A 24,608-nucleotide genomic window follows, 5' to 3' on the forward strand; every position below is an offset into this window, starting at 1 on the left:
CGGCGGTCGCCTCGCGCTAGAGCTGCCGTGTTGCCTCTACGGCCAACACGAAACAGTTACGACACGATTCAAACAGTGTTCACTTGGATACTCCGGCCATGCACATAACCGCTATGCCGAGTGACGCCATGAACATCAGTCTTTTGCACCCCAAACAGACCAGCATCCGCTGGAAGCTGCTTGGCGCGTTTGTCGTCGTGGTTTTGGCGGCGCTGGGCACGGCGTTGATGGCGATTCAGTTGCAGCTCAACGCGGCAGAACGGGCCGCCGCGCTGGAAGCAGAGCATGTGGCGAAGGCCATCGCCAACACCGGTACCGAAAACCCGATCGACAATCCGCGGGTTCTGCAAAAGTATGTAGACCGCCTGGGGTCGATGTTTGACCGCGACATCATCATCGTGAACCGCCACGGCGAAGTAATTGCCGACACCAACGCTACAGCGATTGGCTCAACGTACATGAACGCAGAGATTGCCATGACGATGCTGGACAGTGTCTCCCGCACGTTCGTCGGCCCCGATGCCACGCAGCCCGGCATGGCCAAGCAGGTGGTGGTGCCCTTGCGCGCCAACCCGGCCGAGAACGGCAGCCCCGCCGTGGGCGCGATCATTTTTGAATACACGCTGCTCTACGACACGCTGATGCAAGAGGCGCGGCGCGCAGGCTATATGACGGGCGTGGTCATGCTGGTGCTGATTTCCATTGGCTGGTTGGTGGCGGTACGGGTCACACGCTCCATCGTCCGGCCGCTGGCCAAGTTGCAGCGTGGTGTGGCGGCCATTGCCAACGAACATTACGACACCCGCGTCGAGGTCACCAGCCGCGATGAAATTGGCCGTTTGGCTGCGGCCTTCAACAAGATGGCCGAAGACCTGGGCCACAGCCGCAAGGCGCTGAAGCAACGTGCGTTGGAGCTGGCAAAGTCGAATGCGCTGCTGCAAGACGGCATTGCGCAACAAAAGCAGTCCGCCGAGCGCATCCAGTATTTGGCTTATCACGACAGTTTGACCGGCCTACCCAACCGCGCCATGTTCAATATCGTGCTGCCCAAGGCCATCAAGCAGGCGCAACGCCACGATCGGCAATTCGGCTTGTTTTTCATCGACCTGGATCGCTTCAAACAGATCAACGACACGCTCGGACACGAAGCCGGTGACCTGCTGCTGCAGGAAGTGGGGCAGCGCCTCACACAGGGCTTGCGTGCCAGCGACACGGTGGCGCGGCTCGGTGGTGATGAGTTTGTGGTGCTGGTGCCCGATCTGGCCGACGAACACCAGGCCCAATCGGTGGCCCGCAAAATTCTGGCGGCGGTCTCCAAACCCTTCCTGGTGCCGGGCCAAGAACTACGCGTCACCGCCAGCATTGGCATCAGCCGGTTTCCGCAAGACGGTATTGACGAGCACACGCTGATGAAGCGCTCGGATGTGGCGATGTACCAGGCCAAAGAGAATGGCCGCAATGCCTTCAAGTTTTACGACTCCCAACGCGACGCGAACTCGTTCGAGCGTTTGTCCATGGAAGCCGGCTTACGACGCGCGCTGGAACGCAACGAACTGGAACTGCACTACCAGGCCAAGCGCGACATCTGGACCGGCGCCACCTCGGGCATGGAAGCGCTGCTGCGCTGGAACCACCCAGAACTGGGCAACGTGCCGCCGACCCAGTTCATTCCGGTGGCCGAAGAAACCGGCTTGATCGTGCCGATTGGTTTGTGGGTGCTGCGTACGGCTTGTTTGCAAACCATGGATTGGCATACACGCGGACTGACCAACCTGGTGGTGGCGGTGAACCTGTCACCACGTCAGTTTGCCGATGAAAACCTGTTGGTCAACATCATCGAGATTCTGGAAGAAACCGGCATGGATGCGCGCCATCTGGAGCTGGAGATCACCGAGAGCACCATCATGCGCGACCCGGCCAAGGGCCGCCAATTGTTGATGACGCTGAAGTCCATGGGGGTGCGCATCGCCATAGACGACTTCGGTACCGGCTACTCGTCGCTCTCCACATTGAAGCAACTGCCCATCGACACCCTCAAGATCGACCGCTCGTTTGTGCGCGATCTGGAAACCAACGCCGATGACCGCGGCCTCACAGAGGCCATCATCACGCTGGCCAAAACGCTGAAGCTGCACCTGGTGGCAGAAGGTGTGGAAACCCGCGCGCAAGCCGACTTCTTGCGCAAGCGCGGTTGCGACGAGCTACAGGGCTACTACTTCAGCAAGCCGCTGCCCGCCAAAGAGTTTGCGCGGTTTGTGTCGCGGCACCGCGCCTCGCTGCTGGAGATCAAAGACTTGGTGAAGTCCACCAACTTCGATGATCTTCAGTCTTTCACCCGCCCAGGCGCGCTGGCCTGAAGCGGCTTAAGTCGCTGAGGCCGGCTGCGTCGCGCCGGGCCCGGCTCAGAGCTTCAAGCGCAGTTGGCGCCAGCCGCCGTTCACGGCATCGTGCTCCAGCGTTGCGCCGGTAAAGCTCAACGTGCGTTGATCGGCAGCCGGCAGACGCAGCACCAGGCTGTCTTGCACCGGTGGCCGTGCACCTTCGCGGAACACGCTGATGTGCAAACTTTGCGGCGTTGATTGCACCTGCAGGCGCCACTGGCCGTGGTCACCGTTGCGGCAAGCTTGCGTGTGGCCATCGTCTTCAAAACTGGTGGCCTCGAACTTGCCCTCGCCCAGGAACGGAAACACCTGAAAGCCGCGCAGGTCTTCCACCTTGCCGAAGTGGATGTCGCCGTAGTTCATAGCAATGGCACTGCCTTCGCGCGCCAGCAACGGCGGCGGGCCGTCCAGCTTGGCGGCCAGCGTCACGCGTTGGCCGGCCTTGTGGTGCTGCGCTGAAGTCCATTCATACCAACCGCCCGTGCCGGGCAACCACACCTGGCGTTCGGTCTGGTCAGGCTCTACCACCGAAGCCACCAACAGGTTGGCGCCCAGCAGCATGTCGTCGTTCTCCTCCAGGCAGCGCACGTCTTCGGGGTAGTCGTGGTACGTTGGCCGGATGATGGGCTCCAGCGCGCTGTGGTAACGCCACACCAGGTCGTACAGGTACGGCATGAGGCGGTAGCGCAGCACGATCAGGTCGCGGATCTGCGGCGTGACTTCGGGGTACATCCACGGTTCGTTCACCGTCTGGTCGTCGTTCCACGAATGGATGCTGAAACGCGGCAAGAAGATGCCATGCTGTACCCAGCGCACCAGCAACTCGGGGCCAGGCGCGGGGCCAGAGAAACCACCGATGTCGTGGCCGGTGTTCGACACACCAGACATCGCCAGGCCCAGGCCCATGCGGATGTTGTACTTGAGCGTTTCCCACGCGGTGTAGTTGTCACCCGACCAGGTCTGCACATAACGCTGCATGCCGGCCGCGCCGGAGCGCGACACGAGATACGGGCGCTCTGCCGGGGCAAATTCGGTCTGTGCGGCGTGCGAGGCCTGGATCATCAACAGCGTTTGCAGCGGGCGCGCTTCACGTGCCGCGCGCGGTGTGCCAAAGCCGTGGGCCAAGGCCTTGTCGCTCCACACCTCAAACTCGTTGTTGTCGTTCCAGGTGCAGGGAATGCCGTACGCCAGAAGCTGCTCGGTCACCTGCTTCTTCCACCACGCAATGGTGGCGGGGTTGGTGAAGTCGAGGTAGCCGCCGGTGCCGTCCCAGAACTGCACGGCCGTAGGCTGGCCGTCGGGGTCTTGCACCAGCAGGCCGGCCTGGCGCGCTTCTTCAAAACGTGGATGGTCGCGTAAGAGTGCTGGCTTGATGTTGGGCACCAGGCGCACACCACGGTCTAAATAGCTCTGTACAAAAGCGGCGGGGTCGGGAAACTTCTCGCGGTTCCAGTTGAAAACGTAGCGGCCCGGGCCGATGGACGTGTAGCCGGACGACAAGTGGAACGAGTCGCACGGAATGTCGTGCTCTTCGCAGCGTTCCAAAAACTCGCCCATGCGCTCTTGCGCGTCGGGCGCATCGGTGTAGCTCATGGTCGAGCCCGAGTAACCCAGCGCGTAACGCGGCGGGAAGATCGGCCGGCCCGTCAGCCAGGTGTAGCGGCGCGTGATGGCGGCGGGGTCGGCACCGGCGATGTAATACAGGTCAAGGTCACCATGGTCGGCCACAAAGTAGCGGTAGTGGCCGTGGTAGTTGTCCATCTCGCGGCCCATGTCGAAGCTGCAATCAGACAAGGTGTCGTAGAACAAACCGAAGCACAGGCCGGCATCTTGCGCGCCAGCTTTGCGTGTGATGTAGAACGGAATGTGTTTGTACAGCGGGTCGGTGCTGCGCGCGCTGTAACCCATGGGGTCGAGGTTGCACATGCGGTAGCGTTGGCCCGCGCGGTTGGCGTCGCCTGCGCGTTCGCCCAGGCCGAAGTAGGCCTCACCGCGTTCCCGTTGCAGGTAGTGGTAGACCTTTTCGTCCCACCAGCCGAAGTTGTAGCTCTGCGTCGAGCGGTCGGCCGCCGTGGCTTGCCATTGGCCGTTGTGTTGGCTTTCCCAGCGGCAGAAGAAGCCTTCCAACGCGACGGTCAGGCGCACGGCGCTGGTGGTGATTTGCAGTTGCTTTGCGTCAACCGTCAGCTCAAATTCGGGCAGCGAAAAGCCGCTTACGTCAAAGCGGTCGCGGCCTTCCACGGGCAGGTTTTCCAGCCCAGGTGCCACCGTCCAGCTGCGTGGCATTTGCAATTGGCCCTGGGGCAAAACGAGCACACGAACGATGTCTTCTTCGAGCACCCAGATGTGGGCGACGGCGCCGCCGGCGCTGCTCAAAACGACGTGGTTGCCGGTCTGCGATTGCAGGGCAAAGGTGGGGGCTTGGTCGAGGCGCATGGGCTACTACTTGTCGATGTTGTTTTTGAAGATGCGTTAGGGCCTGTTGACACTATGAATGCAAGACGCGTTGCGAGTCCAAAGGGCCAGAGGCGAGGCGCAAAATGCAGCCGGGGTAAACCCCGGCCAGGCTTTGCAACGATGCGGCTGGTCTTTTGGGCCGCAACCCGAAGGGAACGCGATTAAAAAGCCGCCACTCGGCGTTGCGCGTCTAGGCCAGGCGGACGCCTGGCCGTCGCCACGCGTCTTGATTGGCGGCTTTTTAATCGCGTTCGCGCTTGCATTCATAGTGTCAACAGGCCCTAGATGCGCAGGCCGTTCTGGTCGAAGTAATGCAAGTGTTCGGCAGGTGCGGTGACCTGCACGGTGTCGCCACGCTGGATGGTGGTCTGGCCCGGCAAGATGACTTCAAACGGCGCATCTGGTACCACGTTACCGTGCAAGATGCTGGTGCTGCCGAGTTGCTCGACCTGCGACACCTTCATCTGCAGCGGGCCGCTGGCCGACAACTGCGCGTGCTCGGGGCGAATGCCCACGGTGGCGGTGCCAGCCTTGGCGCCGGGCATTTGCGCCACGGGCACAAAGTTCATGCGCGGGCTACCAATGAAACCAGCGACAAACTGGTTGCACGGCCGGTTGTACAGTTCCAGCGGTGAGCCCACTTGCTCGATGCGGCCGGCGCGCAGCACCACGATCTTGTCGGCCATGGTCATGGCTTCCACCTGGTCGTGCGTCACGTAAATCATGGTGGCGCCGAGGCGCGCGTGTAAGTCACGGATTTCGGCGCGCATCGACACGCGCAGCTCGGCGTCCAGGTTGGACAGTGGCTCGTCGAACAAGAACAGCTTGGGTTCACGCACGATGGAGCGGCCAATGGCCACGCGCTGGCGCTGTCCGCCCGACAGTTGCGTCGGCTTGCGTTGCAGCAGCGGTGCCAGTTGCAGCATAGTGGCGGCGGCGTTGACCTTGCTCTCGATCACCGACTTGGCAACGCCCAGGTTTTCCAGGCCGAAAGCCATGTTGTCGTACACGCTCATGTGCGGGTACAGCGCATACGATTGGAACACCATGGAGCAGCCACGGTGTGCGGCTGTGACGTCGTTGACGCGTTGGCCGTCGATGCGGATGTCGCCGCTGCTGGCGGGCTCCAGGCCGGAGATGATGCGCAGCAGTGTGGATTTGCCGCAGCCCGAGGGGCCGACAAAGACGACGAATTCACCGTCGGCCACTTGCAGGTCGACGCCATGGATGATGGTGCTTTTGTCGAAGGTTTTGACGACGTTGGCGAGTTCAAGAGTAGCCACGAGAGAGTCCTATTCGTTTACTTGACACCGGCGCTGGCAATGCCAGTGGTGATGTACTTTTGCAAGAAGGCGAAGACCAAGGTAATCGGGATCAGCGTGATCACCGTCATGGCCAGCAGGTAGTGCCACTGCGTGTTGAGTTCGCCCTGGAAGGCGTTGAGCGCGAGCTGCAGCGTGAAGTGCTCCGACTTGGACAACACGATCAACGGCCACAGGAAGTCGTTCCAGCGCCACATGAACGAGAAGATGGCCAACACTGCCATCGCCGGTGCGGCGAGCGGCAGGATGATCTTCCAGTAGATGCGCCATTCGCTGGCGTTGTCCATGCGCGCAGCTTCCAGCAGCTCGTCGGGAATGGTCAGCATGTACTGGCGCAGCAGGAACACGCCGGTGGGCGTGGCCACCGCTGGCAGGATCACGCCCCACAAGTTGTTCAGCAGGTTCAGCTCGGAGATCACCAGGAATGCCGGCACCAAGATAATGGTGGGCGGGATCATCAGCGTGGCGATGATCAGCACAAACACCGTCTTCTGCCCGGTGAACTGGTACTTGGACAAGGCAAACGCCGCCATCGAGTTGAACAACAACGTGAGGATGGTGGCCACCACGGTGATGAACACGCTGTTCCACAGGTAGGTGCCGAAGGCGAACTTGCCAAAGATCTCGGTGTAGTTGCCGCTGGCGAACTTCAGCTCGTTGACCGGTTGGCGGTCGTTGATGTTGACGCGGATCTCGGTCTGCGGCGCGGCCGGGTCGACCATGGTCGCCATCAGGCCGATGCGGCGCACCTGGGCCAGCTCACGCGTCTGGCCTTGTTCGTCTTTGGCCAGGAACAGCGGCAGTGGTTTGTCAAAACCGGCCACCACCACTTCCTTCTGGCTGTAGGGCAAGAAGGTGGGCGGGAACTGGCTCAAGGCGCTTTCGGTCTTGAAGGACGACATCACCAGCCACAACACCGGGCCGAACATGACGATCAAGCCGGCCAGCAGGTAGGCGTAGGACAGCCAGTCGGTCCAATGCAGGCGTGTGCTGCCATGCTGGCGGCCACGGGTACGGGTGAGAAAATTTGCCATGGATCCTGTCCTTACTTCTTCACTTTGCCGGCTTCGCTGGCCTTGGACAGCCGCAGCTGCGCCAGCGTCAACGCCATCAGTCCCACCGCCAGGATGAGCGACGCCGCAGCGGCCAGGCCATACAGGTGGATCTGCTCGGCAAAGCCGGTCTGGTAGATGTATTGCACGATGAAGGTGGTGGCCGAGCCCGGTCCGCCGCCGGTGAGCACAAACACCTCGTCAAAGCTTTGCACCGCGCGGATCATCACCAGCACCAGCACCACGATCAGGTTGGGCATGAGCAACGGCAGCGTGATGCGCGTGAGCACACGCCATGGCGGTGCAGCATCCATCTCGGCGGCCTCGTACACATCGCGCGGAATGGCTTGCAGGCCGGCCAACAGAATGAGCGTGTAGAAACCCATGTGCGCCCAAATCGACACCACCACCACCCAGAAGAAGGCCCAGTGGCGGTCCAGCAGCCAGTCCATCGGCGTGCTGCCCATGGCCACCAGCCCGGCGTTGAACACACCCTGACTTTGCAGCAGCCACTTCCAGATCAGCGCCACCACCACCGGCGACAACAGCACCGGGTAGAAAAACACGCCACGCCAAAAGCCCCGGCCGATGATCTTGCGGTTGAGCACCAGGGCGGTGATCAGCGAGAACAACAACATCAGCGCCACCTGGATCAGGCTGAACTTGACGGTGTTGAAGATCGAGCGCCAGAAGATGTCGGTGCGGCACGACTGCAGATCGGTGTAGTCGCGGCATTCCAGCAGGATGGAGAAGTTCTCCAGTCCCGTGAACGGCCGCTGCGTCGGCAGCAGGTTCACCCCGCCCGTAACCGCATACACCAGGTTGATGAGGATGGGCAGGAACGTGAAGATGCTGATGATCAGCAAATTCGGCCCGACAAACAACCACCCAATCCGCTTGGACCCCAGCACCTTCTGCCCAAGCCGAAACACCGGCTCAAAGAGGTTGAACAAGAAGCCCAGAAGGCTAGCAAACACCGACATACAAACTCCTACCCTCTTCGAACCAAATCAAAACTCAGACATCCACGGACTGGTACCCGCATTACCGTGGGATGCCAAGGAACCGGCTTTGCCGGGCCTTAGGCATCGCCCCCTGCAAGGGGGTTGGCGCAGCGACACGCAGTGCGCGAAGACTGGGGGTGTGCCTACTTTTCAGCTTGCTTGACGGCCTCAGCCATGTCGGTGCCAATCTTGTTGACGGCTTCGTCCACACTGATCTCACCCACGATGGCTTGCGTCACACGCGTCACCGTTGGCAGCATCAAAGCGCGGTTGTACTTGTAGCCTTGCAGCGCGTAGGCCGCAGGCGCCAGCGTCGCAGTGCCGCTGGTGAACACACCCAGCGCAGCTTGTGCAGCAGGGCCGGCGGTGGGATAGGTCACACCCTTCTTGGCCACACCAGCGTGTGCAGGAATGTTGTTGGTGCGCGAAGCAAATTCAGCCACGTTGGCTTCTTGCGCCATGAAGTCGAGGAACTGGCCCACTTCCTTAGGCGACTTGGTGGTCTTCAAAGCTACCCAGGCGGCGCCACCGGGCATGCCGGAGCAAGCGGCCGGGCCACAAGGGTTAGGCACGGCCACCCAGTCAAACGCGTTGCCAATTTCCTTTTGCATGCGGTTGATTTGCCACGAGCCCGACAAAATCATCACCACACGGCCGTTCTTGAATTCGCCCACGGTGTCGGCGTAGCTGGAGCCGCCCGAGCCACCCCACACGTCTTTCAGCATGGTGCCGTCTTTGTGCCAGCCGACGAACTTGTTCACGGCGGCCTTGTAGCCATCGTCCACAACCAGGTTGCCCTTGGCGTCAAAAATCTTCGCGCCGTAACTCACGGCGGGGCCGCCAAAGCGGTGGCCCGAACGGTCCCAGGCCATGGCCGATGGGGTTTGCGTGGCCTTGGCCACTTTGCGTGCGGCGTCAGCCCACTCGTCCCACGTGGCCTTGGGGCCTGGCAGTGGGATCTTGGCTTGTTCAAACAGCGTCTTGTTGACGAACGGGCCGGTCATGGTGAGTTGCGACATCACGCCGTAAATGCCTTTGTCACCGGCCTTGTTGCGCATCCATGGCAGGGTGCTGCCGAAGTTGTCTTCCCAGTATTTTTTGTCTTTGACGTAGGCGCTGATGTCGATGTAATTCTTCGACAGACCACCGATTTCGGCCACACGTGCAATGTCTGGGCCCTGGCCTGCGGCCAGTTGAATAGGCAACTGCTCGACCACGGTTTTGTAGGGCACGGTGTCGAGGATCACCTTGTTGCCGGGGTTCTGTGCCTCGTAGCGCTTGATGAGGTCGGCGGTCACGTCGCACTCGTTGCCGTCTTGGTAACACATCACGCGGATGTCGGCCATGGCGGCAGTGGCCAGGCACAGCAAACCGGCGCCAACGGCGGTGTTCACGAGGGTGGATTGGATCTTCATTTGTCTTCCTTCTTTCTTAGAGATGCGTGGTCGGCAGACCATGCGAACAGGCGGGTGATCAGGACGGAGAAACAGCCAGCGGGCCCCTACCAACACTGGATGAGCCAGGACGTGCGCGGAATTAGTGTGATCTCAAAGCATCGCCGCGGCAACAGGAAAGCTGCGCGTGCCATGCCGAGAAGGCGTTGCGCCTTCGATGTCTATTGACCATCTGCTCCTCCGTTTGCCAGCTTCGCGGATCGTCATGCCAGGCAGACGGTTCGAAGCCAATCCGGTTTGATGTTGAAGAACGTGTGGACGCTCTCGGTGTCTCCTGCGCAGGGCGCGGCAAGGCCGCACACCACTCGATACCGACGCGCGTTTGCACCGCGTTATCGTTACCGTGCAAATATTATGGCAAACGTTTGCCAAAACTGTCAAAGTTTTTCTAAACTGTACTTTTGTAAGGCTAATCTTCGCGGCCCAACGGGCATGGCGCAAGCACATGCCCTGCCACAATCGGCCACGCGCGCGCTTTGAACAATGGCCCCTAGAGCCATCCAGCCAAACAGCCACCGCGCCGCGTGGGCCATTCATTGTTGACCTGGGGAGACGACAAAATCATGACGGACGCCGATCGCAAAGGCACTGGTAAAGGCATAGGCCCGGTATCGCTGGCCACGGTGGCCGCGGAGGCGGGCGTGTCGATTGCCACCGTCTCACGCATCGTCAACGGCGAAACCAAACGCGCCTCGCCCGAAACGCTGGAGCGTGTGCGCGCCGCGATCACCAAGGTCGGCTACCACCCCAACCAACTCGGGCGCGCGCTGCGCAACCGCGAGAGCCGCCTGGTCGCCATGCTGGCCGCTAACCTCGACAACCCGGTGATGGCCACCATCGCTGCGTCCACCGAAGCGGCGCTGCGCGAAGCCGGCTACGTGATGATCTTGTGCGACACCCACGACCGCCCCGACCTGCAAGACGACTACCTCAACGCCATGCGTTCGCAAGTGGTGCAAGGCTACGTGGTGGTGGCCGGGCAAGCCAGCCCCGGCCTTCGCGACTTTGTGGCGCGCGGCGCACCCATCGTGTTTGTGAGCCGCCGCAGCCCGTTTGGCGACTGCGCCTTCGTGGGCCCGAACAACATCGCCGCTGGAGCTGATGCGGCCGACTACCTGCTCGATCGTGGCATTGAACAACCGGCGGTGGTGTTCCCCTCCCGCGAATCGTCTACCACGCGTGAACGGGTCAAAGGCTTTTGCGACCGCGTGGTGGCGCGCGGCATTCCAGCCGAGCGCATCATCAAGGCCGAAGGCCCGGGCATCTCGCACCTGGAGATTGGCTACGCGGCCGCCGCACACTTTGCGGGCACCCAAACCTGGCCACGCGGCGCCATGTGCATCAGCGACCAAGTGGCTTATGGCGTGCACCGGCTGGCACGCGAGTGCGGCGTGGCCGTGCCGCAAGACTGCGAACTGGTGGGCATTGACGGCAACCCCATCAACGCCTGGCTGGCGCCGTGGCTCACGTCGGTGCAAATTCCGCACCGCGACTTTGGGCCGCAAATTGTCGATCTGCTGCAAAGCCTTTGGGGCGGCGAGCCGCCACGTGAACACTTGATGCCGCACCGCATGGCGACAGCAACCGAGACTTAAGTACGCGCTAGTTTCTGGCCAAGGTCTGCACCATTTGCTCATAGATGGCGTCCACCGCTGGTGAGCGCAACGAAGCCTTACTGCGCATCACTGTCACGTCCATGGCCGCCAGCGTAGGCAGCTCGTATTCATCAGGCAGGTTCTGCAGAATCTGCAGCCCGGGCGGCACGCTGCAGCGCGTGAGCACCGCCACCGCCAAGCCACTCTCTACGGCCGCCAACTGCCCCGCCAAACTAGAGCTGTGGTACACGATGCGGTAGGCCCGGCCCTGCGCGTTCAGGGCCGACAGCGTGGCGATGCGCGCCATGCTGGCGGCCTCGTACACGGCAATCGGCAAAGGGTCGCGCCGCCAGACTTCGTACTGCGCGGCGGCCACCCACACCAGCGGCTCCTGAAACAACAAGCGCCCGCGCTGCGCCTTGTCACGCGACACCAACGCCACATCCAGCTCCCCCTTCAACACACGCGGGATCAGCCCGGTCGACTGCTCACACGTCAGGTCAATCTCCACCCCCATGTGGCGGCTGGCAAAACTGCGCAGCACCGGCGTGAGGTAGGTGGCGGCGTAATCGTCGGGCACCCCCAGGCGCACACGCCCTTCCAGGCGCGGGCCGAACAGCGCGGTCTGGGTTTCGGCCTGCAGCGCCAGCATGCGGCGCGCATAGACCAGCAACTCGGCGCCAGCCGGTGTCACCTCCATCTGCCGGGGGCCGCGCAGCAGCACGGTGCGGCCCAGCGCCGCTTCAAGCTTTTTAATCTGCATGCTGACCGCTGACTGCGAGCGGTGTACCAGCGGCGCGGCGCCCGACAGCGAGCCCGCGTCCACCGTGGCGACAAACGCGCGCAGCCAGTCGATTTGAAAGTCGGGATAGTTCACAGGTGGTCGCTTCTTTGAATTCGTTAATCGAATAATTGTGCTTTGAATTATCCGTTTTACACAAACCGGCGCAGCGTGGAGCATTGCGGCATGCACATCGAAACCAAGCTCCCGCTGCTGCCGCACACCGCTGCACTCAACACCCGTGAACGCCAAGGCCAATGGCTGCTGATCGCGGGCGGTATCTTGCTCGGCACGCTGGGCGTGTTTGTCGAAGAAGCCGGGCAACACCCGCTGGTCACGGTGTGGTTCCGCTGCTTGTTCGGCGGCTTGGCGCTGCTGGCTTGGGGCGCCGCCACTGGGCGCTTGAAAGAGCTGCGCCTGCAAGGCCGCGTGTTCTGGATCGCCATCACCAGCGGCGCGTTGATGATTTTCAACTGGGCGCTGTTCTTCGCCGCCATCACACGCACGTCCATCGGCGTGGCCACCGTGGTGTTCCACATCCAGCCCATTTGGGTGATGCTGTTGGGCGCCTGGCTGCTGCGTGAAAAGGTGGCACCCCGCCAATGGGCGGCCACGCTGGTGGCGCTGTGCGGGCTGACGCTGACCACCGGTTTGCTGAGCGACACCGCCTGGCTGCACAGCGCTGGCAACGGCTACCTCATCGGCCTGGTGATGTGCCTGGGCGGCTCGCTCAGCTACGCGGCCGTGACGTTGATCGCCAAGTCAGCGAAATCCTCAACCGGCACCAGTTCCTTCGCCCTAGCTTGGTGGCAGTGCCTGGTGGGCGTGGTGGTGCTGGCGTGGGTGCCATTTGTTTACGGTTGGCCGCAGCAGCCGCAAGCCTGGGCCTGGCTCGCAGGCTTGGGCGTGATCCACACCGGCCTGGCCTATGCCATTTTGTTTGCGGGCATGGCACGGCTGGCCATCGGCAAAATCGCAGTGCTGCAGTTCGTCTACCCGCTCACGGCTGTGGTGGTGGATCGCTTGGTGTACGGCCGCACACTCTCGGCCCTGCAAATCGCGGGCGTGTTGCTGATGGCCGCCGCGCTGTGGGCCATTGCCCGGCCCCGCGCGCCAAATGCGACGGCCTGAAGGCCACCCGCAAAACCCGCAAAGATCAGCGCATCCGCCATAATGCGAATAATTCCCATCTGCTGTGCATTCATAGGATCAGCCGCCGCCACATCCCAGCGCAGTCTTTCTGCTTTGAGCCGACTGACCACCTGTGTTCGCGCGTTATTACCGAGAGCTGCTGAACTTCTGCGCCCGCGCGTTGCAAGACCGCGACGCGGCGGCCGACGTCGTGCAAGAAACCTATGCGCGCGTGCTGGCGGCGCAAAAAAACGGCCAGCCCATCACCGAGCCGCGCGCCTTGCTGCACCAGAGTGCGCGCAACCTCATCGTCGACCGCCACCGCCGCGCCAGCTTGCGCGACCATGCCGAACTCGATGCCTTGGCCGAGGCCGACCACCCCGCCGCTCCTGCCCACCAGCAGCCCGACGAAGCCCTGGCCTCCAGCCAAGCCATCCAGGCCTACATCGCGGCGATTGAAAATCTGCCCCCGCGCAGCCGCGACGCCTTTGTGCTGCACGTGTTTGATGGCTTGAGCCACACGCAGATTGCCGAGCGCATGGGCATCTCGTACAGCATGGTCGAGAAACACATCGTGCGCGGGCGCCTGGCGTGCCGGCAGTGTGAAGCGCAACTCAACGGCGTGGCGGCGCCCCCCGTCAAAGCGAAAATGTAAATGCGCCCATTTATGCTGCGCCGGGGGTGTGGATTTCAACCGCCCGTGCGTCTACAACTCTAAGAACCTCACTATGGCTGCACCTTCCACGCTCGCATCGCTCGCGTCTGCCGCAGACGAAGCCGACGCGCGCGCCTTCGAAGCCTTTGCACGCACCCAAGACCCCTTGGCGCTGCAGGCCGCCACTTGGGCCACACGCCGGCAAAACGGGCTGGACGCTGTGGGCGAGGCCGAGTTCCAGCGCTGGCTCGCCGCAGCCCCCACCCACGCCGAGGCTTTTGATGCCACGCAGGCCAGCTACGCCCGTGTGCGTGCGCTGCCGCCCGAAGTCCGCGCGCACCTGTTGGGCCGGCCAGCACCAGCCCCCAGCAGCGCCGCGTTTTCTCCCACGCGCCGCTCTTGGCTGCACGGCGCGGCCTTGGCGGGCAGTGCCTGCGCGGTGGTGGGCGGCGCCTGGCTGGGCTGGCAACAGTGGGCGCAGCAGGTGCAGTTTGCGCAGAGCTTTGCCGCCGCACGTGGCCAGCGCCGTAGCGTGCGCCTGCCCGATGGCAGCACGCTGGAGTTGGACGCGGCCACCCAGGTGGCGGTGCGCTTCACGCGCCAGCGCCGCGAGGTGCAACTGGCCGACGGCCAAGCCATGTTCAGCGTGCAAGCCCATGCCGACCAACCGTTCGACGTGCTCGCGGGTGCGCTGCGCATCACCGTGGTGGGCACACGCTTCTCGGTACGGCACGTGCGCGCCGGGCTGGACGCCGGCCAAACCGTGGTCGCCGTGGAAGAAGGCCGCGTACGTGTGCAAGCGCAACATGCGGCGGATGCGGGCGTAGCACCTGGCGTGTTGCTCACCGCAGGCCAGAGTGTGCGCGGCGATGACCTGGGGCACCTAGAAGCCATCAGCCAAGTGTCGCCCGCCGCCGTGGCACCTTGGCGCAGCGGGCGCATCAGCTTCACCGACGCCACGCTGGCCCAGGCCCTGGCCGAGTTTGAACGTTATGGCGACACTGGACTGGTGCTGCGCGACCCCGCCGTGGCGGCGCTGCGTTTTGGTGGCAGCTTTGATGTGCAACAGGTGCGCAGTTTCACCCAGGCCCTGCCGCAGTTGCTGCCGGTGCGACTGGCCCCTGTGGGCGTCAGCACCGAAATCGTGGCGCGTTGAAGCCGCTGGCACACACCCCTGGTCAGGCCCACCGCACCAGCCAACGCGGCAGACCTGCGGCCAGCAGCGCAACGCCAGAGAGCGTAAGCAACCCCAAGACCACTTGCCGAAACCGCGCTTCGCTGATGCCGATGTAGAGCCTGGTGCCTAGCCATGCGGGCAGCAGCAGGGCGGGCGCCACGATGGCAAAAAATGGCAGCATCTCCCGTGTAACGACGCCGGTGCCGATGTAGCTGCCCATCGTCACCGACAACATCGCCAGGTTGAAGTTCTGGATCACCGCACGCTGTGCATCTTTTTCAAAACCACGCAGCGTGCACCACAACGTCGGCAAGGTGCCGCTGAAGCCGCCAATGCCAGCCATCACGCCGCCGGCCACGCCCACGGCACCGTCGGCCAACCGGCCTCCTCGGCGGATGCGCGGCAGGCTTTTGGACAGCAGCATCACCGGGCACCACAGCACCAGCAGTGTGCCTAGCAGCGCCTTGAAAGCATCCATGTCCAACCGGGGCAACAACATCACGCCCAACGGCACGCCCGCCAGCCCGCCCAACACAAACGGCAGCAGTTGCCTGAGGTCGAACCCGCGCCGCACCGACACGGCCGCCATGATCTGCCCCGTGAGCGCACCAAACACCGCCAAGGTGGCCGCCAGCCGTGGCTCCAACGCCCATGCCCAAAACGACATCGCCACCAGCCCGAAGGCAAAGCCCGACAAGCCCTGCACAAAGCCCGCCACCATGGCGCCCAATGCCACCACCACGTAAATGCCATCCATGTTTTCCCCTTCCATGCCCTTTTCTCTGCAGCCATTCTGGCCATAAGACATAAGCGAATCATTCGAACTTAGTATTGGGGTATGACCATTTACTCATGCCTGTGATGAACGCCGCAGAAGGCCTCCACGCCCGCCTAGCTTCGCGCTTGAAGATGCGCCATCTGACGCTGCTGCGGCTGATTCAGCAACACGGCTCTCTCACCCGCGTAGCCGAGGAAATGGCCACCAGCCAGCCGGCCGTGACGCACGCGCTGGCCGAGTTGGAGGCCATGTTCGGCGCGCCCTTGTTCACGCGATCGGCGCGCGGCATGCGCCCCACGGCCCTGGGGCACGTGGCCCTTGGCCGCGCACAGGCCATGTTGCAGGACCTGGGGCATTGGGTGCGCGACATGGAAGCGGCCAGCCTGGGCCGTGCCGCGCACCTGCAAGTGGGGGTGATCCCGTTCATTCCGGGCCGCTTGCTGGCGGCGGCCATTGGCCGTGTACGCCCGCAAGACCGTGGCATCACGGTCACCATCCACGAAAGCACCAGCGACCACCTGTTGCAACGGCTGCGCGCGCATGAACTGGACTGCGTGATTGGCCGTACTTCGGCTGTACTGTCGATGCAGGGCTTGGTGCACGAGGTGCTGTACGAGCAGCAGCCGCGGCTGATTGCCCACCGGCGCCTGGCCACGCGCCTCGGGCGCAAACCGCTGTCTTGGCCCGAGCTTGCGCAGCTCGACTGGGTTCTGGGCCAACGCGGCACGCCCATGCGTGAGCAGATCAGCGACTTCTTCTTGCGTGCCGGTGTGGCACCGCCCGCGCCCATGGTGGAAAGCCTCTCCGCCAAAGTTTTGGGCGAATTGATTTCGGCCAACGAACAGGCCGTCTCCATCGTGCCTGCCGACATTGCCGAAGAACTGGCCCACTTGGCCGGGGTGGGCGTAGTGGCGCATCGGTTTGGCTGGACGCTACCTCCCGTCACGCTGTTCCGGCGTGCGGAGGAGTCGCTACGCGAGGCCGATGCCTTGTTTGCGCAAGCGCTGCGTGAAGTGTGCGGGTCCCTAGACACTCGCCGCCGCTAGCCTGCATCGAACGCCCCTTTGCATCCACATTGTCAAAATATTTGAAGAATTCTCATCTGCAGCATGAGGATGGCCGCCCCTCGTGCGTCTACAGAAACGGTGTCCATTCTTTTATGACTGTTCCTGGAGATTTGCATCCATGCGGCATCCGCATTTCCACGCGCGCTTGAGTCACGTTGCGCAGGCATCGCTACTCGCCTCTTTCCTGGCCCTAAGCCACGCAAGCCCCGCCCTCGCCCAAACCGCCAGCGTGAACGACAGCACGGTCTACAGCCTCTCGATCAGCGCCCAACCCTTGGGCGCGGCGCTGAACGAACTGGCCCGCCAAGCCGGCCTGCAACTGATGTTCCCGCCCGCGCTGGTGGCCGGTAAAACAGCACCCGAAGTCACCGGCCAGATGACCGCCGCACAAGGCCTGAACCGCCTGCTCGCCGGTAGTGGGCTGGTGGCGGTGCCCGAGGGCCGCACGGTGGTGATCCGCGCCGCCGCCACAGGCGCTGGCGCGGGCGCCACCTTGTCGGAAGTGCAGGTCACGGCCAGCGCCGTGGTGCTGCCCGGCGATCCACCGCCGGTGTTCGCCGGCGGCCAGGTGGCGCGCGGCACGCGCACCGGCCTGCTGGGCAACACCGATATCTTCGACACCCCCTTCAGCACCAAGGCTTACACCGCAGAGCTGATCCGCAACCAGGGCGCGCGCAGCGTGTTCGACATCGTGGCCAACGACCCGTCGATCCGCACCAGCTTATCGGCCACCTCGCCCATCGACCAAAGCTCCATCCGTGGGTTCATCACCAACAGCGACGCGTATCTGTTCGACGGCCTGGAAGGCTTCATCGCCTACAGCAGCGTGCCACTGCAACACTACGAGCGGCTGGAAATCTTGAAGGGCCCGGCCGCTGGCCTGGTGGGCGCCTCGGGCTACGGCAGCACCGTGGGCGGCGGCTACAACCTGGTGCCCAAACGCGCCACCGATGCGCCGGTGCGCTCGGTCACTTTCTACGCCGCCGACAAGGCCTTGTTTGGCACCCACGTGGACTTGGGCCAGCGCTTTGGCGTAGACCACCAATTGGGCGCGCGGCTCAACCTCACGGTTGAAGACGGCAAGGCTTACGACAATGCCGACCGCCGCCTCATCACACCGCAGATTGCGCTGGACTACCGAGGCGACAAGGTGCGCGTGGTGCTGGACGCAGGCACCGTGCGCCGCGAATCGTCGCCCATCTTCGACCACTGGATTCTGGCCGCCAACGCCAAAGTCCCTGCCGCCCCCAACCCACGCGTCAACCCCAAGCCCGACTGGGAGTACCTGGACATGCGCCAGACTTACGGTCTGCTCAGCGGCGAGTGGGACTTCGCGCCCAACTGGACGGCGTACGCACGCCACGGCCAGTTTGTGGAAGACCCGCCAGAGCGCATCTACATCGACCAGACCACCATCAACAGCGCCGGCCAGGTGACCTACAGCAGCGCCTCCACCCTGCTGTGGAAGCAGGTCAACGAAGTGACCGACGTAGGCCTGCGCGGCACGCTGCAATGGGGCAGCACGCGGCACAAACTGTCGTTGGCCATGGTGCGCCAGCGCCAGCAGTTGCAAGACCTGCGCAGCCGCTCGGTGCCGCTGGCCACGCCGGTATTGGCCAACATTTACAGCTATACGCCGGTACCCAATCCGTTTGCCAACGGCGTACCCAACGTGGTGGGCGTGGACTCGCCCGCGCTGCACCTCAACAGCGTGGCCGTGGCCGACACCGTGGGCCTGCTCGACGACCGCCTGCTCCTCACCCTGGCGCTGCGCCAGCAAACCATCACCCAAGGCGCCTACGACCAATCCAAGCCCACGCCCACGGCCGCCGCGTTGTACAAGCTGGGCCATGGGGTGTCGGTCTACGCCAACTACGCCGAAGCCTTGTCGCAAGGTGCCGTGGCCCCTGCGGGCACGGCCAACGCCAGCGAGCAGTTGGCGCCCTATGTGTCCCGAGCGCACGAGTTCGGCGTCAAGTGGGACCGTGGCAGCTACGGCCTCACCGCCGCCTATTTCGACATCCGCAAAACCACCGCTTACACCGACCAGAACAACGTCTTCGCCCCCGCCGGCCAGCAGCAGCACAAGGGCGTGGAGCTGGAGACCTTTGGCGAGGTGAGCCGGGGCGTGCGCCTGCTCGGTGGCGTGGCCTGGATCGACGCCAAGATGACCGCCACCGCCGGCGGCACCTACAACGGCAAAACCGCCATTGGTGTGCCCGACTTCACCGCCAACCTGGGCGCCGAAGTTGACGTGGACAGCGTGCCCGGCCTGACCTTCAGCGGCCGCTTCATCCACACCGGTAGCGCCTATGCCGACCTGGCCAACACGCAGAAGATTCCCACCTGGCGCCGCTTCGACGCCGGCGTGCGCTACGCCACCAGGCTCGGCAGCACCGCCACCACTTACCGCCTGGGCGTGAACAACCTGCTGGACGACCGCTACTGGACGATTGGCGGGCGCAACTTCATCGCCGTGGCGCCGCCGCGGACCTGGCAGGTCTCTGCCAGCTTCGACTTCTAAAACGTAGACATCGAAAGCCATCGGCAACACAAAAGCAGAATGATTTGCTCTTTTTTCGATAGCTCTCTGCGCACTAAGGATAAGCATAAACCGCAGTTTTCACATCAGAAACTGCGGTTTATACGCAGACGGCAGCATGCACCAAAAGTGCACAATAACGGTTCGCCCATATTTGCCGCAATCCCTCCCTCCGCCCGGCCACCCAGCGCCGCTCTGCAGTTGGACTTGTCGGCCACGCCATGTCCGATTCAGCCTCGTTGCCCGCAGCCCCTTCCCCGCAGATCAGTGCCGACCAGCAGCGGCGCCAAGCCAACCGGCGCAGCATCCTGGCCATCCTGGCGGCCATGGCCGCGTTTGTGACCAACGACGCCATGGTGAAGTACACCAGCCAGTCGCTGCCCTCGGCGCAGTTAATCTTCATGCGCGGCACCACGGCGTGTTTGATCGTGCTGTGCGCCGCCTACGCCATGGGCGAGTTGGGCCGCATCCGCGAGATCGCACACCGCTGGGTGGTCATTCGCACAGCCTCCGAGACCACAGGCACCCTGATGTACCTGACCTCGCTGTTCCACCTGCCGATAGGCAACGCCACCGCCATCAACATGGCCGCGCCTTTGTTCATCACCATTTTTGCGGCGTGGTTCATGCGCGAAAAAGTGAACGGGCTGCGCTGGCTGGCCATTGGTATCGGTTTCACCGGCGTGCTGCTGGTGATTCAGCCGCGCGCCAACGGCTTCAACAGTTTTGCCCTTCTGTGCCTGGTGGCCACCGTGTTCCATGCCGCGCGTGACTTGCTCACGCGGCGCATTCCGTCCACCGTGCCAGGCATCCTGATCACGCTGGCCAGCGCCTTGGGGGTGACGTTGGTGTCGGGCGTGCTGTCGCTGCTGCAAGGCTGGGCGCCCTTCACCTGGCTGCAGCTTGGCACGCTGGGCCTAGCCTCGCTGTTCCTGGTGATTGGCAACTTCTTGATCATCTACGGCATGCGCCACGGCGAGGTGTCGCTGGTGGCGCCGTTTCGCTACAGCTCGCTGCTGTTTGCCGTGTTGTTGGGTTTTGGCGTGTGGGGCGACGTGCCGAATGCGCTGGCCTGGTTGGGCATTGCCTTGCTGGTGGGCTCGGGCCTGGCCATGCTGCGCAGCGAACGCAAACGCTGAAACTCGTCTAGACCACTTCAGGTGCCGGCGTAGGCACAGGGCTCGCGTTGGCACTGGGGTGCGGGCTGGCGTTAGAAGGTGAGCGCATCACAAAGTCCGCCAGATAACGCGCCTCGTCTGATGCGCCATTGCGCGTGAACAGGCCAATGCCAATCTGGATGGGCTCGGGCATTTCATCGCGCCGATCCAGCACACGGCAACCGGGCGGCACCGTGGCCGATAGCATGGGGCCAATGCCAATGCCCACCTGCACGGCAGTCGCCATGGCCACCAAGGTAGAGGCTTCGCACACCGTGCGCCACGAAATCTGCCCCTTGCGCCCCACGGTACTCAGCGCCGCCACCACCTGGGCGCGCCAGGGGCACACGTCGGTGAACATCACAATCGGCAAGGCCTCGTTGAAGTCGATGGCCAGGTCGGAGCGGCCCACCCACAGCAGTTGCTCGGGCCAGACCATCAGCGGCTGACGCGGCACCTGTGTGGTGTCGCAAATCAGCAGGTCGAGTTTGTCTTGCGCAAACAGCTCGGCCAAGTGGCGGTTGCCCGCCATGATCAAGTCCAGGTGCACTTTCGGGTTCTGGTCGCGAAAGCTCTTCAAGATGTCGGTCAGGCGTGTAGCGGCAAAGTCTTCGATTACGCCCAGCTTCACACGGCCTTGCATGGTTTGGCCGCTCACACGGCGGCAAGCCTCTTCACCCAGCGTCAAGATTTCGCGTGCGTATGGCATCAAGGCCTGGCCTTCTGCGGTCACCGCCAAGCCCTTGGGTGAACGGGCGAACAGCGAGGCGCCCACCATTTCTTCCAATCGGCGGATCTGCATGCTCACCGCCGCCTGCGTGCGGTGCAGCGACGCAGCGGCCCGGTTCACCGAGCCCACATCGGCCACCGAAATAAACGCGCGCAACAAATGCGGGTCTAAGTCTTGCATTCAATTTTCCTTATACCGTCACGACAATTTTGTGACTACCGCCCACCATGGCGGCCAACTAATATTCATTTGCCCGGTTTGCGATGCGCCCGACTTCCCAGGATCCGTTCATCGCACACATGCAATTTCCACACCATCATCCCCTCACGAGGACGCACTTCATGACCCACGCTGTACCCCCCGATCACCGCCGACGCTCCCTGATCAAAGCCACTGCCGCCATGGGTTTGGCCTCGGCCACCATGGGTTTTCCCGCCCTCAATGCGCTGGCGCAAACCCATAAGTTCTCGGGCAAAACCATCCGGCTATTGACCTGGTCGGACGACACTGGTCTAGCCGTCTTGCGCAACATTGCCGAAAGCTTCGAAGCCCAAACCGGCGCCAAAGTGATCGCCGACCGCACCGGCAGCACCTCGGAGATGGTGGCCAAGCTCAAGGCCGGCGGCAACCGGCCGCAGTATGACGTGATCACCCTCGCAGGGGTAGGCGCGGTTACCCTGGCAAACGCCGGTCTGTTGGAAAAGCCCGACCTCAACCAACTGCCCAATTTGCAAGACGTGGACCCTCGTTTTCGCACCGGCGCCGATGGCTTTGGCATTGGCTACCTGCTGTGGACCGGCGGCCTGCTCTACAACACCAAAACATTCAAGGCCGCGCCCACCAGCTACGAAGAAATGTGGAACCCGAAATACGCCAAACGCGTGTTCCTGCCGCCTGCGACGTGGACCGATTCGCTCGACACCATCGTCGCCGCTGCCAAGCTCACCGGCGGCAGCGCCACGAATGCGGAAAGCGGCTTCAAGAAGCTCGCCGAGCTGAAAGACCGCGTGCTGACCTTCGGCGAAAACCCAACGCAGATCGCCGAGCTGTTCCGCTCCAACTCGCTCGACATCGGCGCGGTGTATGCCCCGGCCTTCTTCGCCAAGGAACTGAAAGACCCGAACTCCGGCCTGGGCGCCACCTACAACCTGAAAGAAGGCTTCTTCGCCGACCTGATGTACACCATCATGCCCAAGGCGCACCCCGGCGAAAGCTCGGTGATCCATGCTTTCTTGAACCACACCCTCGACCCCGTGGTGCAAGGCAAGATGGCCGAAGACGTGCTGAACGGCCCGGTCAACTTGAAGGCCGTGTTGTCGGCCGATGCCAAGAAGAGCCCCTACATCATCAAGCCCGAGCAGTTGGGCGCCACCGCCGTGATCCACGACAAGGCCGTCATCGCCTCGGTGCGCGACAGCTGGATCAAGCGTTACACGCAGACCTTCTCGTAAGTCACCAAGCCACCCGCCCCACACGGGTGGCTTCATCGATTGTTGTAGAGGATTTCTTATGACCGCTGCCGCACTGCCCGCGACTAAAGTGCTAAGCCAGGAGAGCATCAAAATGCCTGCACCCTCATCTGGCCGGCTCAGGCTGTTTCTACTGGCCTTGCCCGGCCTGCTGCTGCTCACGCCGTTTGTGTTGGCGGTGCTGTGTGTGCTGCGCTTCTCATTTTCGGCCGATGCGCAAACCATCCAGGGCTTCAGCCTGGAGCGTTATGCGGGCCTGCTCGAGCCGTTCTTTCTGCGCTCGGTGGTGCTCACGCTCAAGCTGGCCGCGCTCAGCACGGTGATCTGCCTGGTGCTGGCCGTGCCGGCGGCGATGTTGATGGCGTCTATCCGCCAGCCCATCTGGCGGCGCGTGGTCACCTCGTTGATTCTGCTGCCGATGATCTTGAATCTGTTGATCCAGTCGTACGGCTGGATCATGGTGCTGGGGCCACGCGGCATCGTCAACAGCCTGCTGTTCAAGCTCGGGCTGGTGGAGCAGCCGGTGCAATTGCTGTTCAACGAAATCGGCGTGCTGGCCGGCTTGGTGCAAACCGCGCTGCCGCTGGCGGTGTTTCCCATCCTGGGCGCCATGCGCGCCATCTCGGCCGAGTATCTGGAGGCCGGCGCCAGCCTGGGCGCCACGCCCTGGCGCAGCTTTCGTGACATCACCCTGCCGCTGCTCAAGCCGGGGCTGATTGGTGCGGCCTCCATCGTCTTCGCGTTCAACGCCAGCGCTTTCGCCGTGCCGCTGTTGCTGGGCGGGCGCCGCGTGCAAACCATGGGGGTCGCCATCCGCGACATGATCTCGCCCATGTTCGACTGGGCCGGTGCGGCGGCAGCGGGCGTGGCGTTGATCGGCATCACCGTGGTCAGCATGTTGTTGGCCACGTGGCTATCGTCTCGTATGAGCGTCACATCGGCCAGCCCGTCCGTCACCAAAGGAGCGCACTGATGTTGACTCTGTTCTCTCGCTCCAGCACCAGCCGGGGCTCGTTCGGCATCGTCATGAACACCCTCGCGGTGCTGGGCCTGGCCGTGGCGGCGCTGCCGGTGGTGGTGATTTTGATCATGTCGTTCTCGGGTGGCACCACGCTCGACTTTCCCCCCACCAGCCTGTCGTTGCGCTGGTACGCATCGGCCATCGACGTGTTGTTTGGCGAGAAGAGCGAAGGCAGCATGTCGGCCTTCAGCGCCTTGGGCAGCAGCCTGGCGGTGGGGGTCTTCACCATGCTGGCCACGGTGCTGGTGTGTGTGCCGCTGTCTTATGCGCTGGTGCGCAGCCGTGGCCCCTGGCGCCAGGCCACCGAGCTGCTGTTCACCCTGCCCATCGTGTTTCCGCTGGTGGTGTTGGGCGTGGCCTATTTGTTGATGACCGAAGCCTTCAGCAGAGAAACCGGCGTGGAGCCCGGCCTGATGCGCCTGGCCATTCCGCACATCACGCTAGCCTTGCCGTTTGTGCTGCGCAACTGCTTGAGCGCCATGAGCGGCGTGGGCATCGACCTGGAAGAAGCCGCGCAGTCGCTCGGCGCATCACCCCTGCGGGCCATTCTGCATGTGGTGGTGCCGCTGATGAAGCCCGGCATCATGGCCGGGATGATCTTCGCGTTCATCATTTCGTTCAACGAGTTCACGGTGACCTTCTTCATGTACACCATCGACGTGCGCACGCTGCCCATCTGGATGTACAGCCGCACCGTCTCGTCGCTCGACCCCACCACCCTGGCCATCTCCACCCTGATCATCGCGCTCGACGTGGCGCTGATCGCCTGGGTCGACAAACTGGTGGCCGGCAAAGGTAGTTTGTTTTGAACGCGTCAGAAATAAATACAAGGACA

General features: G+C 63.1%; 19 protein-coding genes. 11 read left to right on the forward strand and 8 right to left on the reverse strand.

The features are described 5' to 3' along the window. The first annotated feature begins 128 nt into the window (after positions 1–128). Positions 129–2,357, forward strand: coding sequence for an EAL domain-containing protein (locus ACPWMG_RS24745; RefSeq protein WP_483302134.1), 2,229 nt, complete (start codon positions 129–131; stop codon positions 2,355–2,357). A 45-nt stretch (positions 2,358–2,402) separates the two neighbouring features. Here the strand turns inward: ACPWMG_RS24745 and ACPWMG_RS24750 are convergent, their stop codons facing one another. The 5 genes from ACPWMG_RS24750 to ACPWMG_RS24770 all read right to left on the reverse strand — a co-directional run bounded on the left by ACPWMG_RS24750 (position 2,403) and on the right by ACPWMG_RS24770 (position 9,631). Beyond that, a complete protein-coding gene (locus tag ACPWMG_RS24750; RefSeq protein ID WP_483302135.1) occupies positions 2,403–4,817 on the reverse strand; it encodes a glycoside hydrolase family 31 protein in 2,415 nt (804 codons plus the stop codon). A gap of 302 nt (positions 4,818–5,119) precedes the next feature. Next, the gene (locus tag ACPWMG_RS24755) at positions 5,120–6,121 is read right to left on the reverse strand and encodes an ABC transporter ATP-binding protein (RefSeq protein ID WP_483302136.1); all 1,002 of its coding nucleotides are present in this window, start codon (positions 6,119–6,121) and stop codon (positions 5,120–5,122) included. A 17-nt stretch (positions 6,122–6,138) separates the two neighbouring features. Further along, complete coding sequence (locus ACPWMG_RS24760; protein WP_483302137.1) at positions 6,139–7,194, reverse strand: carbohydrate ABC transporter permease; 1,056 nt, start codon at positions 7,192–7,194, stop codon at positions 6,139–6,141. Positions 7,195–7,205: 11 nt separating this feature from the next. Further along, positions 7,206–8,195 (reverse strand): carbohydrate ABC transporter permease, encoded by a 990-nt coding sequence (locus ACPWMG_RS24765; RefSeq protein ID WP_483302138.1) that lies wholly within the window; start codon positions 8,193–8,195, stop codon positions 7,206–7,208. 164 nt (positions 8,196–8,359) lie between these two features. Next, a complete protein-coding gene (locus ACPWMG_RS24770) occupies positions 8,360–9,631 on the reverse strand; it encodes an ABC transporter substrate-binding protein (RefSeq protein ID WP_483302139.1) in 1,272 nt (423 codons plus the stop codon). A gap of 602 nt (positions 9,632–10,233) precedes the next feature. Between ACPWMG_RS24770 and ACPWMG_RS24775 the strand changes: the two genes are divergently transcribed. Beyond that, positions 10,234–11,265: a LacI family DNA-binding transcriptional regulator gene (locus ACPWMG_RS24775; RefSeq protein WP_483302140.1), complete on the forward strand. Its 1,032-nt coding sequence runs from the start codon at positions 10,234–10,236 to the stop codon at positions 11,263–11,265. 7 nt (positions 11,266–11,272) lie between these two features. On the opposite strand, the gene ACPWMG_RS24780 is transcribed toward ACPWMG_RS24775, so the two are convergent. After that, positions 11,273–12,142 carry a LysR family transcriptional regulator gene (locus ACPWMG_RS24780; protein WP_483302141.1) on the reverse strand — a complete coding sequence of 290 codons (870 nt, stop codon included), beginning with the start codon at positions 12,140–12,142 and terminating at the stop codon, positions 11,273–11,275. A gap of 90 nt (positions 12,143–12,232) precedes the next feature. Here ACPWMG_RS24780 and ACPWMG_RS24785 point away from each other — a divergent pair, with 90 nt between their 5' ends. The 3 genes from ACPWMG_RS24785 (at position 12,233) to ACPWMG_RS24795 (ending at position 14,988) form a co-directional block, all read left to right on the forward strand. Next, positions 12,233–13,177, forward strand: a complete 945-nt coding sequence (locus ACPWMG_RS24785) for a DMT family transporter (protein ID WP_483302142.1) — start codon at positions 12,233–12,235, stop codon at positions 13,175–13,177. Between the two features lie 133 nt (positions 13,178–13,310). Next, positions 13,311–13,832, forward strand: a complete 522-nt coding sequence (locus tag ACPWMG_RS24790) for a sigma-70 family RNA polymerase sigma factor (RefSeq protein WP_483302143.1) — start codon at positions 13,311–13,313, stop codon at positions 13,830–13,832. Positions 13,833–13,905: 73 nt separating this feature from the next. Then, positions 13,906–14,988, forward strand: coding sequence for a FecR family protein (locus ACPWMG_RS24795; protein WP_483302144.1), 1,083 nt, complete (start codon positions 13,906–13,908; stop codon positions 14,986–14,988). Between the two features lie 22 nt (positions 14,989–15,010). On the opposite strand, the gene ACPWMG_RS24800 is transcribed toward ACPWMG_RS24795, so the two are convergent. Then, positions 15,011–15,766, reverse strand: coding sequence for a sulfite exporter TauE/SafE family protein (locus tag ACPWMG_RS24800; protein ID WP_483305337.1), 756 nt, complete (start codon positions 15,764–15,766; stop codon positions 15,011–15,013). A 104-nt stretch (positions 15,767–15,870) separates the two neighbouring features. Between ACPWMG_RS24800 and ACPWMG_RS24805 the strand changes: the two genes are divergently transcribed. The 3 genes from ACPWMG_RS24805 to ACPWMG_RS24815 all read left to right on the forward strand — a co-directional run bounded on the left by ACPWMG_RS24805 (position 15,871) and on the right by ACPWMG_RS24815 (position 20,535). Further along, entirely contained in the window at positions 15,871–16,833 is a 963-nt protein-coding gene (locus ACPWMG_RS24805; RefSeq protein ID WP_483302145.1) for a LysR substrate-binding domain-containing protein, read from the forward strand. 139 nt (positions 16,834–16,972) lie between these two features. Further along, positions 16,973–19,378: a TonB-dependent siderophore receptor gene (locus ACPWMG_RS24810; protein WP_483302146.1), complete on the forward strand. Its 2,406-nt coding sequence runs from the start codon at positions 16,973–16,975 to the stop codon at positions 19,376–19,378. Between the two features lie 239 nt (positions 19,379–19,617). After that, a complete protein-coding gene (locus ACPWMG_RS24815) occupies positions 19,618–20,535 on the forward strand; it encodes a DMT family transporter (protein ID WP_483302147.1) in 918 nt (305 codons plus the stop codon). A gap of 7 nt (positions 20,536–20,542) precedes the next feature. Here ACPWMG_RS24815 and ACPWMG_RS24820 read toward each other — a convergent pair whose 3' ends face one another. Beyond that, positions 20,543–21,463 (reverse strand): LysR family transcriptional regulator, encoded by a 921-nt coding sequence (locus tag ACPWMG_RS24820; protein ID WP_483302148.1) that lies wholly within the window; start codon positions 21,461–21,463, stop codon positions 20,543–20,545. Between the two features lie 161 nt (positions 21,464–21,624). On the opposite strand from ACPWMG_RS24820, the gene ACPWMG_RS24825 reads away from it, so the two are divergent. From ACPWMG_RS24825 to ACPWMG_RS24835, 3 genes are all read left to right on the forward strand, one after another. Continuing rightward, positions 21,625–22,734: an ABC transporter substrate-binding protein gene (locus ACPWMG_RS24825; RefSeq protein WP_483302149.1), complete on the forward strand. Its 1,110-nt coding sequence runs from the start codon at positions 21,625–21,627 to the stop codon at positions 22,732–22,734. Positions 22,735–22,846: 112 nt separating this feature from the next. Then, entirely contained in the window at positions 22,847–23,725 is an 879-nt protein-coding gene (locus ACPWMG_RS24830; protein ID WP_483302150.1) for an ABC transporter permease, read from the forward strand. Next, a complete protein-coding gene (locus ACPWMG_RS24835) occupies positions 23,725–24,582 on the forward strand; it encodes an ABC transporter permease (protein ID WP_483302151.1) in 858 nt (285 codons plus the stop codon). The genes ACPWMG_RS24830 and ACPWMG_RS24835 overlap by 1 nt, the downstream gene beginning before the upstream one ends. Positions 24,583–24,608 lie beyond the last annotated feature (26 nt).

This window comes from Hydrophilobacter chitinilyticus, assembly GCF_049860745.1.
Taxonomy (GTDB): Bacteria; Pseudomonadota; Gammaproteobacteria; order Burkholderiales; family Burkholderiaceae_C; genus Rhodoferax_B.

What these genes read in the sequence shown, in the direction of transcription:
- ACPWMG_RS24815 (WP_483302147.1), top strand. Translation starts at nt 19,618, where the DNA reads ATGTCCGATTCAGCCTCGTTGCCCGCAGCCCCTTCCCCGCAGATCAGT.
- ACPWMG_RS24750 (WP_483302135.1), bottom strand. Translation starts at nt 4,817, where the DNA reads ATGCGCCTCGACCAAGCCCCCACCTTTGCCCTGCAATCGCAGACCGGC.
- ACPWMG_RS24770 (WP_483302139.1), bottom strand. Translation starts at nt 9,631, where the DNA reads ATGAAGATCCAATCCACCCTCGTGAACACCGCCGTTGGCGCCGGTTTG.
- ACPWMG_RS24820 (WP_483302148.1), bottom strand. Translation starts at nt 21,463, where the DNA reads ATGCAAGACTTAGACCCGCATTTGTTGCGCGCGTTTATTTCGGTGGCC.
- ACPWMG_RS24760 (WP_483302137.1), bottom strand. Translation starts at nt 7,194, where the DNA reads ATGGCAAATTTTCTCACCCGTACCCGTGGCCGCCAGCATGGCAGCACA.
- ACPWMG_RS24745 (WP_483302134.1), top strand. Translation starts at nt 129, where the DNA reads ATGAACATCAGTCTTTTGCACCCCAAACAGACCAGCATCCGCTGGAAG.
- ACPWMG_RS24830 (WP_483302150.1), top strand. Translation starts at nt 22,847, where the DNA reads ATGCCTGCACCCTCATCTGGCCGGCTCAGGCTGTTTCTACTGGCCTTG.
- ACPWMG_RS24800 (WP_483305337.1), bottom strand. Translation starts at nt 15,766, where the DNA reads ATGGATGGCATTTACGTGGTGGTGGCATTGGGCGCCATGGTGGCGGGC.
- ACPWMG_RS24785 (WP_483302142.1), top strand. Translation starts at nt 12,233, where the DNA reads ATGCACATCGAAACCAAGCTCCCGCTGCTGCCGCACACCGCTGCACTC.
- ACPWMG_RS24810 (WP_483302146.1), top strand. Translation starts at nt 16,973, where the DNA reads ATGCGGCATCCGCATTTCCACGCGCGCTTGAGTCACGTTGCGCAGGCA.
- ACPWMG_RS24835 (WP_483302151.1), top strand. Translation starts at nt 23,725, where the DNA reads ATGTTGACTCTGTTCTCTCGCTCCAGCACCAGCCGGGGCTCGTTCGGC.
- ACPWMG_RS24775 (WP_483302140.1), top strand. Translation starts at nt 10,234, where the DNA reads ATGACGGACGCCGATCGCAAAGGCACTGGTAAAGGCATAGGCCCGGTA.
- ACPWMG_RS24795 (WP_483302144.1), top strand. Translation starts at nt 13,906, where the DNA reads ATGGCTGCACCTTCCACGCTCGCATCGCTCGCGTCTGCCGCAGACGAA.
- ACPWMG_RS24825 (WP_483302149.1), top strand. Translation starts at nt 21,625, where the DNA reads ATGACCCACGCTGTACCCCCCGATCACCGCCGACGCTCCCTGATCAAA.
- ACPWMG_RS24805 (WP_483302145.1), top strand. Translation starts at nt 15,871, where the DNA reads ATGAACGCCGCAGAAGGCCTCCACGCCCGCCTAGCTTCGCGCTTGAAG.
- ACPWMG_RS24765 (WP_483302138.1), bottom strand. Translation starts at nt 8,195, where the DNA reads ATGTCGGTGTTTGCTAGCCTTCTGGGCTTCTTGTTCAACCTCTTTGAG.